The organism is Flammeovirga sp. AWQ4_249 (assembly GCF_056161045.1).
Genome location: NZ_JBSWYJ010000008.1, coordinates 39220 through 57023, shown reverse-complemented (window position 1 = coordinate 57023; position 17804 = coordinate 39220). Strand labels below are relative to the sequence as shown.

Sequence of the window (17804 nt, the reverse complement as noted above, 5' to 3'; positions counted from 1 at the left end):
AATATTGAAGTAGGGAAAGCACGGTTAACAAACTAAGTATACCAAGAGTAATACTGTAAAAAAGGGATCGGCTTCTCTACTATTCTTAGTAATCCAGAACAGTACCGAGGGAAATCTCTAATCGTTATTATCCTGTATTTATGAGTTAAGGTTAAATAAGAATATCAATATTAAATGTATCTTTTAATCGTAAAAATATAACTATGAATTTACGTTATACTCTAGGAATTGACATTGCAAAACAAGACTTCAAAGTATGCCTTTTATTTAGAAATGATGAAGGTAGATTTGTAATAAAAGGGAGTAAAACCTTTGAAAATACATCTTCAGGATTTTCTAAATTATCAGATTGGTATAACAAGAAGATAAATTCAGAATATGAGTACAATATTGTGATGGAAGCCACAGGAGTATATCACGAAGCATTAGCATGGTATTTATTCAATAAAGATGAAAAGGTTTGTATTGTGCTAGCAAATAGAGCCAGAGCATTTATGAATTCCATCGGTCATAAGTCTAAAAATGATCCGATTGATGCAAAAGGACTAGCAAGTATGGGACTATCACTACAGCTTGAATTATGGCAACCTATTTCTAAAAAAATATACCAATTAAGAGCATTAACGCGTCATTTAGAGGATTTATACAAAATGGAAACTACTCTAAGATGCCAAAAAAGTGCCTTAACTCATGCAATGCATTCTGTCAAAGAAGTTATTAAAAGTATAGAGATGACGCTGAAGACTGTTCATAAACAGATTGATTCATGTAAGAAAAAAATAGAGAAATGTGCCCTTGAAGATGAGGTTTTAAGCAAGAAAATTGGATATATGACCTCTATCAAAGGAGTAGGTGTTAAAACTGCTGTGGCTGTAATAGCAGAAACAAATGGCTTTGCATTGATAAGAAATCAAAAGCAACTAGCAAGTTATGCAGGGTACGACATCAAAGAAAATCAATCAGGAAAATGGCAAGGAAAAACAAGGATTACCAAAAAGGGGAATGCTCATATTAGAAGAACAATGCATATGCCTGCATTAAATATGGTAAGGTTTAAAGTTACTCCTTACGAAAATCTTTACAATAGAATTTATGACAAGAGTAATATTAAAATGAAGGGATATGTAGCTATAAAAGTAAAGCTGCTAAAGCTAATGTATACGCTTTGGAAGAAAGAAGAATATTACCAAGAAAATTATAATTGGGAGAACAGTGGGTCTGAAAAAAAGGTAGCCAAACATTATGCATGAATGGCTACACGAGATAGTTTATTGCTAAACTTCTCAATATTTTTAAATATAACAGAAAAAAAACAATATATAAACCTCGAAATTTCTCATGGTGAAATTGCTAGCACTTTAGTGTTGCAATTTTTGCAATGAAAATTTGAGGAACCCGCGGTAGCGAAACGTTTTAGATAATCTTAGAAAAATTATATGAATTTTCTTGACTTTTAAGACAGTACCTTATACAATGAAATAGTTCTAAGTAACGCCTACGACTTAATACTTAGAACAGTTAAAGTATAAAAAATAATGCTATCAAAAAATTCCAATTTCTTAATTGCGTTAGTCATGATTTAAATAACCGATATTTTAGAGCGTTTCTAACAATTCTTTTTCTTTCATTAATAGGAAAAAATTAATCTAGGTAGAGATAGATTGGCTTATTTTGTTGTTTTAAGTTTGGAAACTTAAATAAAATAATACTTAGTAATGACGTTAGTGCTTCACCATTAGGGGGATTCATTTCTTTTTCCAAATTCTTTTTCTGAATTTAAAAAAAGAATAACAAGAAAAATAAAACCTAAAATTAAATATCCTTGTAAAGTCAAGCCAATTCTTATAGTATCCATTATTTTAGTTGTTTAATCTGAACGAAAATCTAGTTATTAAAATTTGAAATTCTAAATTCCTATTGACGGTATTTGGATGGGGTGTGCTATTCGTACGGGCGTATTGCATACGCCCTCTATTAGATCAATGCTAACAAAACAATTTATCTTGAAACTCAATTTATTATACCAAAGATAAAACACCCTATTTTATGAATTCATATTGAATTTTTTTGAATTATTCTTTTTGAGAGAGGGCGTATACAATACGCCCCTACATGTACTGATCTATTATTTTAGCTGTTTAATCTCTCCAATGTTTTAACCTAGAAAACAAAATATAATTATTACACAAAATACTATAATTAAATACACTATTATCAATATTTAAATGCAATAATTAAAATAAACATAATTATTATAAGATTTCATTGTATTTATCATTAATCAATTTGACTTATACATCAAGTGTTATCTAACATTGCAACAAATAAATTTCGAAGGCTATAACGATTTCTAACTAAAGCTAACAAACCAATAGTCTCCTTAAAAAATCTTTCAATATCAAAATGCAACTTTTTAAAGCACAACGTATAGAACTTGAAAAATTGATTGAAGCAAAAGTTTCCAAAAAGAAAATTGCTTTAGCACTTGGTGTACATATTTCTACCATCTATAGAGAAATCAAAAGAAATAGTATAGATGGTAAATACGATGGCAAAAAAGCACATGAATTAGCATTGGCAAGAAAGAAAATTGTCGGAAGTTTTAGAAAGTATAAAAGGAAAAATACCCACAAAAGGAAAAACAAATATGAGCTTTATGCTGATCGTAGGTTTATTTATTGGCATTCAGATACTCCTTGGGTTAGAAGAAAGTACTTCTTTTTGTTCGATAAAAGAATCGGGAGGTTAAATCGGTACAGAATCAGATTAGGAATGGAAAAGATATTTCATTATAAAAATGATATCGATCTTTTAGATCAGTTAGTGAGATTCGAAAAGAAACGTTGGGAATTGGAAAAGAAAAAAACTCAACAACAAAAAGAACTGTTAAACGCAAAATGTAATTTAAAAACAATCCACAGGCAATCACTAAATAAAGAGGTGGCCTAGTACTCATGCCCCATTTTTAGAATTACTAAAAAATTTCAAAAAAAACTCTCCATAAGTAGTTACACAAACTATTTTTTGGAGAGTTTTTTATTTTGAACATTTTCATGCTCTCATTTTTTTGAAGATTATGTTTAAAATCAATTTTTTCGATTGTTTTCGCATTTACTCACGATTTTTCACGTAATTTTTTTTGTGTGCTGAATAGGATTGTCTTAAACATTTTCCTTCTTGATTTATACTCAATTTTGTCTTGGGTTAGTTGGCATGATCTATTTAATTAGTTTTTTCTCAGCTAAAACATAAAAAATAACGCTATCAAAAAAAAAATTTCTTAATAGCGTTATTCGTGATATAAATAAGGTATTTTTTAAAGAGTTTCTAATAATTCTTTTCTCTTTTTATTGTATTCCTCTTCGGTGATCAACTCATTTTCATATAACGTTTTTAACTTCTTCAACTTTTTTGTCAAATCATTTTCTTTTGGTGCTACATTTGGAGTTGGTGGCTTAGGTATTTGTGCTGGAGCTCGTGTAGCTGAAACTTCTATTTTTGTAGGCTTTATAGGTGGGTTTGGGTTACTTATAACTGTTTTCTTTAGATAACCATTAACAATGGTATCATCTAACTCATATTTACAAATAAAACCTGATTGTTCTTCTAAAGTATAATAACATTTTATATTGTTTTTGGTGCTAGTAGATAATGCATTCATTTTGTAATATAGATCATGATTCTTTAATTCTTCGACCTGTGATATAGAAATAAACTTAAAGCTAGAAGAAATTGGTGATTTACTAATTGTTTTACCTTTATTTTGCAATACAGATTTTGATCCTGTTTTCGTTATAAAATATTTTGGTTTAAATAGAATAGGTTTTGATGACCATTTGACATAGGTACCTCCTTCTGTATGTGCTTTTATTTTAGGTGGAGATATAAATTTTGGAGACGATAATTGTTGATATGAAGTTATGTTACTAGTATTAATATTAAAAACTTCATAGACTAATAAAATGGATATATCAGATGATGTATTATTTTTCCATTGAAAATATAATTTAGATCCATCAGCATCAATTTTTCCTTGATGTATTGTCACTTCTACTCCTTCAACTAAGGAAAGGGTAAGTTTTTGGTCCAATAAATTAGTAAAACCTTCAGCTCCGAAGTTTTCTTCAATTTCATATTTTACTACTTTTGAGTCAATGTACTTTTCCCAATAATAAGTCCCCCAAAATTCAGAATTAGAATCTCTTTCTTTATTTTTGATTTTATTTGAGGCTCCAGGCATCAAAAGAAAATAATCTATTACATCAATAGTTGCTGTTTTTTCATTTCCTCTATCTTTAACCTTGAAGTTAAATTTTTCGTGATAACGAACATACAAAGCTTTATCCGTATTATTGGTAAATTTCACTCTAACAATAGCCCCCTTGTCAGTGATTTCAGGTAAGATTTCTTTCGTTATTTTATTTTGTGAAAGTGAAATCAATGAGATAGGTAAAAGAAAAAATAAAATAAGTAATTTTTTATGCATTACAATAGATAGTTTATAGATAAATAATACAAACCAATCTAACGATTATCTTATATTACTCAAAAAGATTAATTAAAAAATACCCACTTTTGGGGATAAAAAAAGCACCATATTTTATACATATGATGTTTTTAACAAAAATATTATTTTATTATCTCGAACGATAATTATCTGATTTTATATCTACAGATAGTTTTCTATTCCAAATTACAAAGAAGGTATCATATTCATTACCCATCATTTCTTTGTTGAATTCATATTCAATGCCTTCTTCTTTTTCAATGGCAAATTTTAATGTTGCATCTTCATTATAGTGTAAAACACTATCCAATGAAATTTCATATTCTTTTTCCATTGCTTTTTCAAAAGACCTTACATGTTTTGCTTTCAATGTAGTAGGTATCATTGTTTCTTTATTAACAGGGATATACATAACACCACATGCTTTTTCTGTTGCCTCATCTTCTACAGGTATGACTTGGAAGATAATACCATCGTGTTCCACAAAATTTGACTTTTGTTCTTCTTCTCCGAATTGAATTCCTTCAATGGTTTGGGAAAAACCGGTAATCGATACTAATAAAAATGTAAGTAGTGTAAAGAATCGTAGTAACATTTCAATATTTATTTAGTTAGACTACAAACTAAAATAAAAAAATATTGACATTGAAATTTAGATCATTAATGAAAACAAACAAATAGGATGATTTGTAGAATTTTATAAAAAAAAGATCATAAAATTAACATACATCATCCTTCATCTTAGAAAAAGAAAAAAACATCACTCAAAGAATGATGTTTTTCTAATCCCAATAAAGGGATATAACTACTTTTGTAACTTAATAAATGTAGTTCAAATTTAAGTAGTTTTAATACAATTAAGCAATAACCATTTTTAAGTATTTTTTGATATTTTCTAAAATTTTTCATTTTCTTAGAAAACTCATTACTATAATGGTCATTTTTTATTAACTCTTTGTTCCTAAGAATACATTTACTCCCTTAGGTTGAGGATTTCCGTTTATTCTTCTCCAACTTACAATTTGGCCTACATGTGTCAAAGCATCAGCTATTTGACCATTAATTAAATACCAAAATGGAAACGATTGAGTAGCTCCATTATAATTGTAATTTTCTAATTTTGTAGGATCCATTGTCTTCAAATGTTGACTTAGATTCCAGTACAATTCAAGTGTTTCTTTTCGATATTCCTCATACGTTGAAATATCTTTTTTTGAAGAGGTATCATTTGTCAGTACTTTATGTGCTGCAAATGCTAAATTATAGATATGCTCTAATAACTCTAACATATCTCTACTTGATTCCACAGGTCTGAATTTGATATCAGATGCTGTTAAGCCTTCCGTTCCCCAATGATATCTAAAGCCTAAACCGTCTACTAATCTACTTATTACTGTAGCTGCGTTTGTTTGTTCTGGAAGTTTAGGTATTTCTTGATAGGGCAATTGTTGATTCATACTATTTTAATAAGGTTTTTATTTTCTCTAAGGTACTAGAAACATTCTTAAAGTGTGCCAATAATTCGGTTTCGTTTCCTTCCTCCATTAACTTTGGTGTAAAAAGAGCTGTTCCACCCATACCTACACCATAAACGCCAAGTTTAAAATACTCGAACATATTTTCTTGACTTATTCCTCCCATTGGCAATAATGGAATGTGCCCCAAAGGTCCTTTTATATCTTTAATATATTGTGGTCCTAATTGAGAACAAGGAAAAACTTTGACCGCAGTAGCACCCCACTCCCATGCTTGATAAATCTCGGAAGGCGTAAATGCACCAGGAAAAATTGGTCTACTACTTGTTTTACATTTACTGAAAAGGTCTTTATTGAGAATAGGTGTTACAATAAATTGAGCCCCTGCATGCAATGCTTTATCCAAATCTTGAATAGAACAAACGGTTCCTGCACCAATATTCAAGTTTGGAAATTTTTTTACTGCATTATGAATAAGCACCTCAGCTTTAGGTGTATTCATGGTGACTTCAACAGTCGTCAGCCCTGCCTCTTCATATAAAGGCAAAATACGTTTTAAGGTATCCCATGTCACTCCTCTTAAAACACCCATTATTGGTGCTCTCTCAAAAGCACTTACAGAAAATGTATTAATCATGATTCTACAGTATCAAGTAATGGAAAATATCTTTCTTTTAAAATTGCCATATGATGTAGCTGATGTCCAGCGATAGTAAACCCAAGGGCTAAAGTAGAAATTTCAACACCATTTGCACTCCCTACTTGTAACAACATCTCATCAGTAAAACTTTTGAAAAGTGAGATGGTATTGACTCTTAAAATCTGAAACTCATTGATAAGATCATCCAATTCTCTATGATTTGCCATACTACTTACGACATAATCATTTTCTTCAAAACCTGGAAGGTTAGTTTTATCTTCTCTTGCGATAGTTAATGCACGGTAAGCCAAAATACGTTCCGTATCAATCATATGTTGAAGCAATTCATTAGTTGTCCACTTGTTAGCTGCATAAACAGAGAACCCTAAGCTTTTCAAGTTTAAAACAAACTCTTCGTTGATCGTCACAATTGTTTCTGACAGCGCATCTACTACTGATAATGAGTCATCTACTCTGTTGATATACCTATCAAAAAATTCAGGTATAAAAGGAAGGTCTTTCTTTTTCATAAAAAATTTTCTTTAGTGAATGCGATTCAAAATTATAGACTTTGTGTTCTTTCCAATATTGATAACGATTCCAATGGAAAAAAATTTCAAGGAAAATAAAATTGAAATTAATCTTTTCCTATTTTTAAGCTATAGTACAATTAAGTCTTTATAATATTACTATAAAAATAAGCTTTTACGAAAAAAATTCATCCAATTTCAATGAAAAACTTAATATCACCATCTGAACTTTCATTACTTCTTAAAGAGAAGAATGTTATCCTTTTAGATGCAAGTCTTGATGGTAAAGCTGCTGGTTTAGCCACAAAATTTCCCAATAAAAAGATAGATAGTGCTCGTTTCTTTGATATCAAAAATACATTTAGCAATACGAACAGTGGGTTACCAAATACTTTTCCTTCAAAGGATCAATTTGAGAGAGAAGCACAAAAATTGGGTATTAATAATGAAAGTACCATCGTAGTTTATGATAATATTGGGTTGTTTTCTAGCCCAAGAGCATGGTGGATGTTCAAAACTATGGGACATGAAAATGTCAAAGTATTAGATGGAGGATTGCCTGCATGGATAGAAGATGGATATGAAGTAGTAGACAAAAAGGATGAGCCTAACTACTCTCCTGGCAATTTCAAAGCTCAATTAAACCCTGAAAAGGTAAGGTATATGGATGATATAGTCCAAAATATTAGTACAAATCAAGAATGTGTGGTAGATGCTAGAGGAAAGCAACGTTTTGATGGGAGTGTTGAAGAACCAAGGCCTGGAATGCAGAGTGGTCATATCCCAAATTCGTTCAATATACCGTTTAAAGAAGTCCTTGAGCAAGGTAAACTAAAGGACCCTAAAGCACTAAAGTCCATCTTTGGATCCATATTAAATACGGATAAAAAATTAGTTTTCACATGCGGATCCGGTATTACTGCAGCTATTCTGCATCTTGCTGCCTCAGAAGTTCTCGATAATGATATGGCAATTTATGATGGATCATGGTCTGAATGGGGACAAAGTAATCACCCTATTTCTAAAAGCTGAATTTTGATAGGAAATAATCGAAATTCAATAATCTGACTTGATGAAACAGCGTTTTAATTATTAGTTTTAAAAAAGAAAAAAAGAATATCTTCTATAAGATAATACATCGTTGGAAGTTTTCATTCACAAAATAAATACAATGAACTTACTTCAATTTTGAAGCAAGTGTATTTTCTAACTTCAAGAAATTGCCCCTATCAATAGATTGGGGTATTTTTTTGTCCTTTAGTTTCTACCTTAAATTTTATACTTTCGAGGAATGAAACTTTTACTAAACTACTTTAGAGATTTTCAAAAGGAATATCTTAAACTTTCCTCCCTTTCAGCCATTATTGTTTGGGCAATTCTATTACTTGGATTCAATTACTATTTTGATTTTGAAGATTCTTACATCGATAAAATTAAATATACCCCCTTAAAAGCAGTTGCATTTTTCTTATATCATAGTATTTCATATCTCGTTACATTAGTGATTATCCGTTATTCTAATAAGATGGATTTACTACCAAAAGAAAAGGAGTTTTGGATAAAATTTTGTTGCATATTTGCACTCTTAGCAATATCTAGATCCTTTTATTATCATACGTATATTGCCAATCAGTTTGTAGGTGTTGAACGTATTTATATCCATAGAGTCCTTTCAAAATTTAGAAAAGTTTCTATTGTATTTACCGGTGCTACTTTATTATACTTTACTTTTGATAAAAATTATCTCCGAAACTTTTATGGGTTAGATTTCAAGGCAACAAACCTAAAACCCTATTTTATACTTCTATTATTAATTGCTCCATTTATTGTTGGTGCATCTTTTACAGAAGGTTTTCAGAAATTTTATCCTTTTGTCAAATATGCTAAAACTGATAAAATTGCTGTTCTATATGAACTACCACAATGGTTATTTATTGGTATTTATGAATTCATTTATGCCTTAGAGTTTTTTGGTGTAGAACTATTTTTTAGAGGAATTCTTATCTTTGCCCTCACCAAATATTTAGGAAAAGATGTTGTTATCCCAATGGCAATAACTTATGCTGTATTTCACTTTGGAAAACCCATTGGAGAAGCAGTAAGTTCTATTTTTGGAGGCTATATTTTAGGTGTACTTGCTTATTATTCAAAAAACCTCTGGGGTGGAATTATCATACACATAGGTATTGCACTATTGATGGAGTTGTTTGCTTTCCTACAGCTTTAAAATCTTATCATGAAAAAGTCAATTGCCGTTTTTGACATCGACGGTACAATAAGAGAAATTGTAGACCCATGGATGATGCTTCATAATCATTTTGATACAGGAGCAGAAGGAAGTAGTATATATAAAAACTGGTTAGAGAATACGATATCTTACCATGAAATGTGTGAACAGGATGCACAACTATGGTCCGGAAAATCTAAGGAGGAAATGATAAAGCCTTTGATGGCCAACCCAATTAGGGATGGTATTCAAGCATTAATCCATTACCTAAAAAAGAACAATTATCTATGCATTGGGATTTCTACAGGTCTTTCCTTATTTAATGACATTACAGCACAACTCGTGGGTTTGGATTTTGTTATATCTAACGAAATAGTCTTTCAAAATGAAGTATGTACAGGAAAAGTGATTGTACATGTTGAAGAATTCAAAAAGGATATCATTCTCAAAGAAGTCATCGAAAAGTATGCAATTGATGGAAAGGTCATTTCTTTTGGCGATGGGAAATCAGATATTGACCTATTCGATCATTCCGACATTTCATTTGCCACACATTCAAAATATGAAGAGGTAAATCAGGCGGCCACACATATTTGGAAAGGAAAAAGTTTTGAAGAATTAATTCCTATGCTACAAAAGTAGTTTGCTATAATAGAAAAGGTCATTTTCTAACTTTATGAAAATGACCTTTTGAAAATAAAAACTATGTTATTAATTATTCGGAGTTACTTGTACTCGAATAACCTCTCCATCAATTTCAACAGTAAATCGAGAAAAATCATTAGAAAGTTCCTCACAGATTGTTTCTTCTAATTCTGACTTTTCATCCATCTTTACTTCATGCCCTTTATCAATTTCATTTTTGATAGCTGCAGAACCAACAATATTTTCCCATGTTTCTATAATGGAAGCGATATATGCCAAATTAGGTATATCAGACATTTGTTTAAATATATCCTCCTCTTCATCATCCGTTTCTGCTTCTGCTAAATCCATCAGTAAATCATAATGATCTTCATGTAACAAAAATTCATGATTCACTACTTGATCATTACTATTTAATACTTTTAGTTTTTCTAAAGTTGACATATGTTCCGTATTTATTTCTTTTGAACTTACTATCAAAGTAAACACATCGAAGGAATATACAAAAACATATTTAAGATAATTAAGAGGCTGATTTTAAAAGTTTTTTCTGTTTTCTTGGATGAACTTCTTCTTGTTCAATAAAGTATTTTAATTCTTCTAAAATGTCATCTAAAGATTTCTTTAAACCTTGTTTCACTAACGGAAATAATAATTTCCCAATTAATTTTAATTCAATTGAAGAGTTAAAAAAACTTCTGTTTCATATGGTGACCGAATAGTAAATGCTACTCTCAACGTATTTTTTACCACAGGAACATTACCATTAAAAGGTTTAACTTCAATAGTCAGTCTATGATTTTCTGGATCAAACAAAAGAATTCTTTCATCAGCTTGTATTCCACTGGCTCCTTTATTTGATAATTCACAAATTCTACCCACCATTGGAGCATTGTTTACTTTTTCTACTGATTCAATTTGATAGGAATGTGGAACAGCAGACATCCACAAGTAAGCATTATGGAAGTCTTCTGCAAATACTGACCATACTTTATCAATTCTAGCGTTGATTGTGATTTTATTTTTTAATTTTCATCGTAATAAGAGTATTAAGTTTTTGAATAGATTTCTTATTACAAATGTAGGTCGCATTCAAAGGAGAAATTGGGAGAAATAGATCAATAATTTGAAGAATTAGCTCATCGATTTTTGGGCAAAATAAAACCCCTAACTAAAAAATTTAATTAGGGGAGTATTACTTTTTAGATATCTTTTACAATATCTATGATTCTTTACCCAATATGAAGTTAGGAAATAATGTGAAAAATCAAAAATATTTTTATTATACAAATTATTAATAACTCCTACTAAGCTGATAATCAATCAATTTTTTTATGTTTTATTTTTGTATTACTTTCTCTAAAATAGGCAGCGATAGCTAAAATTAATACCATTGCCACAACATAGTATACGAAAGTTGGGATTGGAACTGGGTCTCCTGTTGCATAACTATGTAATCCAGTTAAATAGTAATTTACTCCAAAAGAAGTCATCACAATTGATGAAAAAGCAAGTAAACTACTAAGGTTAAAAATGTATGTTCCTTTTAATGCTGGCACTAATCTTAAGTGAAGAACTACAGAATATACAATTACTGAAATTAACGCCCAAGTTTCTTTAGGATCCCAACCCCAATAACGTCCCCAAGACTCATTGGCCCAAACACCACCTAAGAATGTTCCTATTGCCAACATATACAAACCAATCGTCATAGACAATTCGCTGATATAGGTTAATTCTAAAATTGGGTTTTTAAATTTCTTATTTTGAACCACCATAAATATCAAATTGATAAACCCTAACAAGCCTGATAAGGCAAGAGGAGCATAACTACTTACAATGATGGCTACGTGTATTTTTAACCAATATGATTTTAAAACTGGGACTAAATTTGTGATTTCTGGATTTAACCAATCCAAGAAACTTACAAAAAGAAGTGTCCCACCAAATAGAGATACAAGTGGCATGATGAAATCACTTTTCTTATAGAAGATAAATCCAAATAAGAATAATGACCATGCTACCAAAATCAACATTTCATATCCATTCGTCCAAGGTGGATATTGTGCGATATACCATCTTAAGGCTAAATTAAAAGTAAATGCAAGGAAAGCACTAAACCCTAATCCAATACCGGCGGTATAAGCAATCCGTATTCCTTTCGTTTTATAGAAAACTTTTAATAAGGCAAATACAAGTAAGTAAATACCCAACAACCAATAAATAGGGAATAAGTTATTGAAGATATTCAGCTTATTATAACGTAATTCCCAATCGATAGCTTTGTTTGAAAGGTAAATATCTTTACCCATTACTTTTTGGAAAGTTCGAACGTAGCTAAGGTTTGTATCAGCTTCTTGCCAATCATTAGATTCTCTTGCTTTCAAAATCTCCATGTAATATACTTTAAGTATATTTCGTACAAAGGCAGAATCTTCTTGAGCAAATGGGTTACCTACAAAATTAGCATTGTACCAATTGTTATCTGGATCATTTGGCGCAGGAAAAACTTTCAGATAATTGCCTGATAAACCTTGAAAAAGAATATTAAATCGTTCATCAACATTAATTACTTCTTTATCTAATTCACCTCTCTCCGATGGCTTTTTCTTTTGTGCCTCATCCACCATAGTTCTCAACATATAGTCTCCTTCAGTGGTAATTAAATCATCAAAAGAAACTAAGTCAGAAGACTCTTTTTGGATTTTATCAAAAATAGCTTTTCCTGCATCTTCATCTACTTTGATTAATGGAGCAGTTTGCCAATAAGTAGGGTCAATATGTAAGGCTAAGAATAGTTGATCACTATTCATTTTTTCGACAGAACCATCAGGTCTTTCTAATTTATAAGAAGACTTACGGGTTAACTTTCTTAGAAACTCAGAACTTAATGTATTGATAGGTTTTAACCTTCCATCCATGTCTTGAACCAACAAACGTCCAAAATTTTCGGCGTGATGTGGATCAATATATTGCGACCTTTCTTTGATTTTGAGCATCATTGCTTCTTCTTCAGCTGTTTGTGCTTTTACATTTTGTATTCCTACAAATGAAAGAAGAGCAAAAAGTAAAAATACATTTACTTGAGAAGCTTTAAGTTTAGAAAGTTTTCCACTAACAATACGGAACCTAGATTTTTTCTCAAAGAAAGAGTAAAGCATTCCTAATGTCATTAAAGTATATCCTATATATGTAATTAAAGTACCTGGTCTATCTTGATTGACAGAAAGAATAGTACCTTTTTCATCTTGATCAAAAGAAGATTGGAAGAATCTATACCCTTTATAATCCAATACATTATTCATGAAAATGGTATAAGGGAAAGTTAAATCTCCATCTTGCACAATAACTTCACTTGAATAAGCAGAAGGATTATCAGAACCTGGATATTTTTCCATCTCAAAGTTATTTAAGAACAATGAAAAAGGTAGTTCAGTTACCACTGCACCGTAGGATAATTCAATATGATAACCACCAATATTCACATCTTTAAATGGCGTAACTACACCTTGTAAACTTGCCAATATCACTTCTTGTGTTTGGTCATTCACCGAAACATCTACAAATAATAAATCTGCTGATTGAGCTTTCATCTTTTTAGTAGTAGCTGATGAATACCCTAATTTTTGACCATCATAAATATCTTTAATTACAAATTTTAAGTCACCCATTGTATAAAGGGCTCTTTGTTGTAATTTTTCTTCAGTCTGTGCTGGAGTTGCGCCTCCTTGTTGACTAGACATAATGAAATAGTTCAATTTTTCAGGGGCAAAAACAGAATAATCATTTGATGTCTCTTTTATATTAATCGCACCCTCTTTGAAATGATCAAATGTAATTTCTTGACCTGAAATAAACATACTTTTCCCTTTTTCCAGAAAAATTGATGTTCTTCCTTGTTCAGTGGTCGTTACAATTTCAATTACTGCATCGTTGATTTCTCCCTCAACAACAGATTGAACTGCATCAGGAACAAAAGATTTTGGTTTTACAACAATCTTATCTCCATTATTGGTTGTTTCCCAATTATAATTGGGTTGATGTAACTGAGTAAAAATACTTTTCTTTTTAAATTCTTCATTCACTCCATTCCCATGAATGTGTGCTTGAAAATATCTTTCCAATGAGATAATTTGATTACTACTTGCACCTTCTCTAATACGGATATTTCCTTCATAACCAAAATAGCGAGTCACAAAAGCACCTAGTAAAATAACAATGAAAGCAACGTGAAATGTTAGAACTCCAATTTTTTCAACGCGTAGTAATTTATACTTAAATATGTTGCCAATGAAGTTTAATCCTAGTAATGCTTGTAGTACTTCGAACCAGACAGCATTATAAATCATTTCTCTTGCAGCAGGTGTCCCAAAGTCATTTTCAACGAAAGTAGCATAAGCCATTGAGAAACCATATAGAAGCAAGCAAACTAATGTAAGCTTGTTTGAAAATATAATTTTGAATAATTTTTGCATAGTTTAAAAATAACATACAAATCGTTGTATATCTAATTATAGTACAAAAAAAATGCTGTTATTTAGGTTTGTTACGACCATAAACAACAGCATTTCAATAGATTAGCGAATACTACTTCACAGAAACAGTTTCTACTTCTTCTACACCGTATTTTGCCTCTCTAGCTTGAGCTTCTTTGATCCACTTAGGAAGTAAGTTTTCCTTAAATGATTTCTTTTCAGCTTCTAATTTTTCCATATCTAAACCGACATATTGTTGTGCTTTAGCTTTTGTTTCGATATCTGGATAAGGCACTTCTTTATCATATCCAAGCTCTGCTAAAAGTCTCGCTAATTTTACTCGAGCCTCTTGCGCTTTATCCGTACCTGTTGTGATAATTCTACCAATCTCTACAGGCGCATGGAATGAACCACCATGTGATGCTACAGCATAATCCCATCTCCATTGTGCATGACGAATGTCCATTTGGATAGGTTTCATTTGTGCTTCAGTCGCTCCTAAATCCCAAGCTTTCTTCGCTTCAACGTGAGCTCTAACTAAAAGCTTCTCTAAACGTTTTGCTCCTTCCTTAATTTTTCTTTGGTTAGAATAAACATTTTCCACCAATTCCTTTTCTTCCTCTCTATGACAAACTTGGCATGAATTAGCTGGATTTGCTAAAGGAGACTGAATATGGTGATCTGTAAATTTTTGTCCACCCTCTGTTTTGTAAGGCATATGACAGTCAGCACATGATACGCCTCTCTTCGCATGAATACCTTGCATTGTCGTTTCATACCCAGGGTGTTGTGCTTTTAGCATTGGTGTTTTTGATAATTTGTGTGTCCAATCACTAAAGTTCATATCATCATAATACTTTTCAGCATCTTCAACAGTTAAACCGTTTTTCCAAGGGAAAGTTAAATAAGGAACACCTTCTTGTGGATCGTGTTTGTTGAAATAGTATTCTACGTGACATTGTGCACAAACTAAAGATCTCATTTCTTGGTGAGATGCTTTATCAATATCTTTACCCATAGACTGGAATGCCTCAATTAATGCAGGTCTTGAAATTTGCAATTCCATTGTCTCATTATTATGACAATCTGCACAACCAATATTATTGACAATTTGAGCACCTTTATCTTTCCAATTTCCAGCATAAAACTCTGCGATCCCAATTTCATTCATTAATCTTGGTACATCTGGAGATTTACAAGTCCAACATGTACTTGGCATTGGGCTATTCTTTGTTTCGGAAGGACCTCCTGTTCTTAAAGTATTTCTAATATCTTCAACAGCATGTTGGTGACCTCTAGGTTGGTTATAATCTTTTGAGAAACCATATCCTGCCCAAAGTACTACAAGCTCTGGAGACTCTTCTAATGCATCCGTTAAGATATTACCATTATTCATGGTCTTAAATGTTTCCTCGTCAGTTTTAAGGAATGACTGATATTGACGTGGGTAATTTTTTCCCCAAAGCTCATTACGAGGTTCAAACTTTGTAACTTTTACTTTGGGTTGGTAAGCGAATTGTGACTCGCTACGTCTTTCCGCAATATTACTCCCTAACATTGCCAACAAGACTACAACTAAACAAGTGGCAAAAAATAATAGCCAATTCTTTACTTTAGAACTCATAAAATTTATTTTTTATCATTTAAGGCTTCTTTCAGCCACTTTGGTACAAAATCTTTCTTTTTATTCTGAACAGGAAGTTGTTCAATCCCTAGTCCAACGGATGATAAGCTTCTCACCCTTCCATGAGGAACTTCACGGTGACATTCCCAACATGCTCTATCAGTCCTATCATGAAAATTTGAAGGAACCCAAGCTGCTGTTTGAGCATCTACCACTTGATCTCCATGACAACGGATACAGTTTTGTTGCACAACTTCTCGCCCTGCCTCATGCATTATTATAGCTTGAGGTTCCTGACGAGTGGTATATATGTATGCATGATACATACCGTCCTTTGCTTTAAAATAATATTTAGAAGCAACATTATCATGAGGTACATGACAATCATTACAGGTTGCTCTTTCTCGGTGTGAACTATGTTTCCAACTCTCATATTGTGGAGTCATCACGTGACAATTCACACAAGTAGTAGGATCATCTGAGAGATAAGAATCCACTCGAGAAATGTGAGCAATGTACAATCCCAAACCTACAATCGCACCGAATAATGCTATTACGACGGGTTGCCACTGCTTGGGAGGTATTAACTTATTTAGCATAAGAAAAATTCACATTCTTTGTATTTATATTTTTTATAGTAGCATTTTCATATCTACATCAACAAATATGTGTATAACATTTTAAAAATTAGAGATTTTTTGTCACTTTTTTCTTTTTTAGAATCATTCTAAAGTTGACTCATTTTCAGTGCTTTACGTATTAATATTTCGATGATTTGTATCACTTTTTTTAGTTGCTCTTTGTCATTATGATTTACTAAATGAAGATTAATTCATTAATATTATTAAAGTCTTAAAAATTCTTTAAAATGTATAATATTCTATAGTTATGTAATAATATGTGAGCTTCTTCACAGAATAGATAAGGTATTTTAATTATATTTGTTGGAACGATTATCATATTATTAATTCATTATGAAAAATATACTATTAACCTTAACCCTTTTCTTGGGTTTACTAGGTGTGACTTACGCACAAGCAAATAAAGAAATTCCTAAAGTAACTGATAAAGTCAGTAATGAAGGATGGACAAATGATGCCAATGAAGCCTTTCAATTAATGGAAAAAGAAAATCTACCAATTATTTTAAATTTTACAGGAAGTGATTGGTGTGGATGGTGCAAAAAAATTAAAGCTGAAATTTTCGATACTGAAGAGTTTAAAGACTGGGTAAAGGAGAATAAAGTTATTCTTCTAGAAATTGACTTTCCTAAAGGAATTAAACAAAGCGATCTTCTGAGATCACAAAATCAATACCTAGCTCAAGAATTTCAAGTGAGAGGTTATCCTACTATCTTTATGATCAAAGATAAAAAAATGATTCAAACGGGTTATGTAAAGGGTGGACCTGAAAATTGGATCGAAAGCGTTGAAAATGATTTCAAGAACACTCCATCAAATTAAGATAAAGAATACTATTCATACCAATTAATGAAAGCTACCTATTTAATAAAGGTGGCTTTTTTTATACCTTGCCTCTATAAACACTTATGACTAAATTAAGTTTAGAATTTAAGTGATTAAACTAGATTTACATTTCACTACACTAAAGTTACATTTCACTACATCTATTTTTTATTTGACAAAACAACTTTTTAGAATTGTATCAACAACGAACTACT

General features: G+C 31.2%; 16 protein-coding genes. 6 read left to right on the top strand and 10 right to left on the bottom strand.

Going from position 1 to position 17804, the window contains the following annotated elements:
- Nucleotides 1-203: 203 nt before the first annotated feature.
- Nucleotides 204-1250 (top strand): IS110 family RNA-guided transposase, encoded by a 1047-nt coding sequence (locus ACXAHM_RS08510; RefSeq protein WP_474959999.1) that lies wholly within the window; start codon nucleotides 204-206, stop codon nucleotides 1248-1250.
- Between the two features lie 1153 nt (nucleotides 1251-2403).
- On the top strand, nucleotides 2404-2949 hold the full coding sequence (locus ACXAHM_RS08505; RefSeq protein WP_474959998.1) for a helix-turn-helix domain-containing protein: 546 nt from the start codon (nucleotides 2404-2406) through the stop codon (nucleotides 2947-2949).
- Between the two features lie 367 nt (nucleotides 2950-3316).
- On the opposite strand, the gene ACXAHM_RS08500 is transcribed toward ACXAHM_RS08505, so the two are convergent.
- From ACXAHM_RS08500 to ACXAHM_RS08480, 5 genes are all read right to left on the bottom strand, one after another.
- A complete protein-coding gene (locus ACXAHM_RS08500) occupies nucleotides 3317-4486 on the bottom strand; it encodes an SHOCT domain-containing protein (protein ID WP_474959997.1) in 1170 nt (389 codons plus the stop codon).
- 151 nt (nucleotides 4487-4637) lie between these two features.
- A complete protein-coding gene (locus ACXAHM_RS08495) occupies nucleotides 4638-5102 on the bottom strand; it encodes a hypothetical protein (RefSeq protein ID WP_474959996.1) in 465 nt (154 codons plus the stop codon).
- 352 nt (nucleotides 5103-5454) lie between these two features.
- Nucleotides 5455-5964 (bottom strand): hypothetical protein, encoded by a 510-nt coding sequence (locus tag ACXAHM_RS08490; RefSeq protein ID WP_474959995.1) that lies wholly within the window; start codon nucleotides 5962-5964, stop codon nucleotides 5455-5457.
- Nucleotide 5965: 1 nt separating this feature from the next.
- A complete protein-coding gene (locus ACXAHM_RS08485) occupies nucleotides 5966-6619 on the bottom strand; it encodes a bifunctional 4-hydroxy-2-oxoglutarate aldolase/2-dehydro-3-deoxy-phosphogluconate aldolase (RefSeq protein ID WP_474959994.1) in 654 nt (217 codons plus the stop codon).
- Complete coding sequence (locus ACXAHM_RS08480; protein WP_474959993.1) at nucleotides 6616-7152, bottom strand: DinB family protein; 537 nt, start codon at nucleotides 7150-7152, stop codon at nucleotides 6616-6618. The genes ACXAHM_RS08485 and ACXAHM_RS08480 overlap by 4 nt, the downstream gene beginning before the upstream one ends.
- Nucleotides 7153-7353: 201 nt before the next feature.
- Between ACXAHM_RS08480 and ACXAHM_RS08475 the strand changes: the two genes are divergently transcribed.
- From ACXAHM_RS08475 to ACXAHM_RS08465, 3 genes are all read left to right on the top strand, one after another.
- Complete coding sequence (locus ACXAHM_RS08475; protein ID WP_474959992.1) at nucleotides 7354-8184, top strand: sulfurtransferase; 831 nt, start codon at nucleotides 7354-7356, stop codon at nucleotides 8182-8184.
- Between the two features lie 259 nt (nucleotides 8185-8443).
- Nucleotides 8444-9379: a CPBP family intramembrane glutamic endopeptidase gene (locus ACXAHM_RS08470; protein WP_474959991.1), complete on the top strand. Its 936-nt coding sequence runs from the start codon at nucleotides 8444-8446 to the stop codon at nucleotides 9377-9379.
- A gap of 9 nt (nucleotides 9380-9388) precedes the next feature.
- A complete protein-coding gene (locus ACXAHM_RS08465) occupies nucleotides 9389-10021 on the top strand; it encodes an HAD family hydrolase (RefSeq protein WP_474959990.1) in 633 nt (210 codons plus the stop codon).
- Nucleotides 10022-10090: 69 nt separating this feature from the next.
- Here the strand turns inward: ACXAHM_RS08465 and ACXAHM_RS08460 are convergent, their stop codons facing one another.
- The 5 genes from ACXAHM_RS08460 to nrfH all read right to left on the bottom strand — a co-directional run bounded on the left by ACXAHM_RS08460 (nucleotide 10091) and on the right by nrfH (nucleotide 16722).
- Entirely contained in the window at nucleotides 10091-10468 is a 378-nt protein-coding gene (locus tag ACXAHM_RS08460; RefSeq protein WP_474959989.1) for a hypothetical protein, read from the bottom strand.
- 225 nt (nucleotides 10469-10693) lie between these two features.
- Nucleotides 10694-11041, bottom strand: coding sequence for an SRPBCC family protein (locus ACXAHM_RS08455; RefSeq protein WP_474960115.1), 348 nt, complete (start codon nucleotides 11039-11041; stop codon nucleotides 10694-10696).
- Between the two features lie 302 nt (nucleotides 11042-11343).
- Nucleotides 11344-14499 (bottom strand): cytochrome c biogenesis protein, encoded by a 3156-nt coding sequence (locus ACXAHM_RS08450; protein WP_474959988.1) that lies wholly within the window; start codon nucleotides 14497-14499, stop codon nucleotides 11344-11346.
- Nucleotides 14500-14611: 112 nt separating this feature from the next.
- Entirely contained in the window at nucleotides 14612-16123 is a 1512-nt protein-coding gene (gene nrfA, locus ACXAHM_RS08445) for an ammonia-forming cytochrome c nitrite reductase (protein WP_474959987.1), read from the bottom strand.
- Between the two features lie 5 nt (nucleotides 16124-16128).
- Entirely contained in the window at nucleotides 16129-16722 is a 594-nt protein-coding gene (gene nrfH, locus ACXAHM_RS08440; RefSeq protein WP_474959986.1) for a cytochrome c nitrite reductase small subunit, read from the bottom strand.
- 375 nt (nucleotides 16723-17097) lie between these two features.
- Here nrfH and ACXAHM_RS08435 point away from each other — a divergent pair, with 375 nt between their 5' ends.
- The gene (locus ACXAHM_RS08435; RefSeq protein ID WP_474959985.1) at nucleotides 17098-17586 is read left to right on the top strand and encodes a thioredoxin family protein; all 489 of its coding nucleotides are present in this window, start codon (nucleotides 17098-17100) and stop codon (nucleotides 17584-17586) included.
- Nucleotides 17587-17804: the final 218 nt, after the last annotated feature.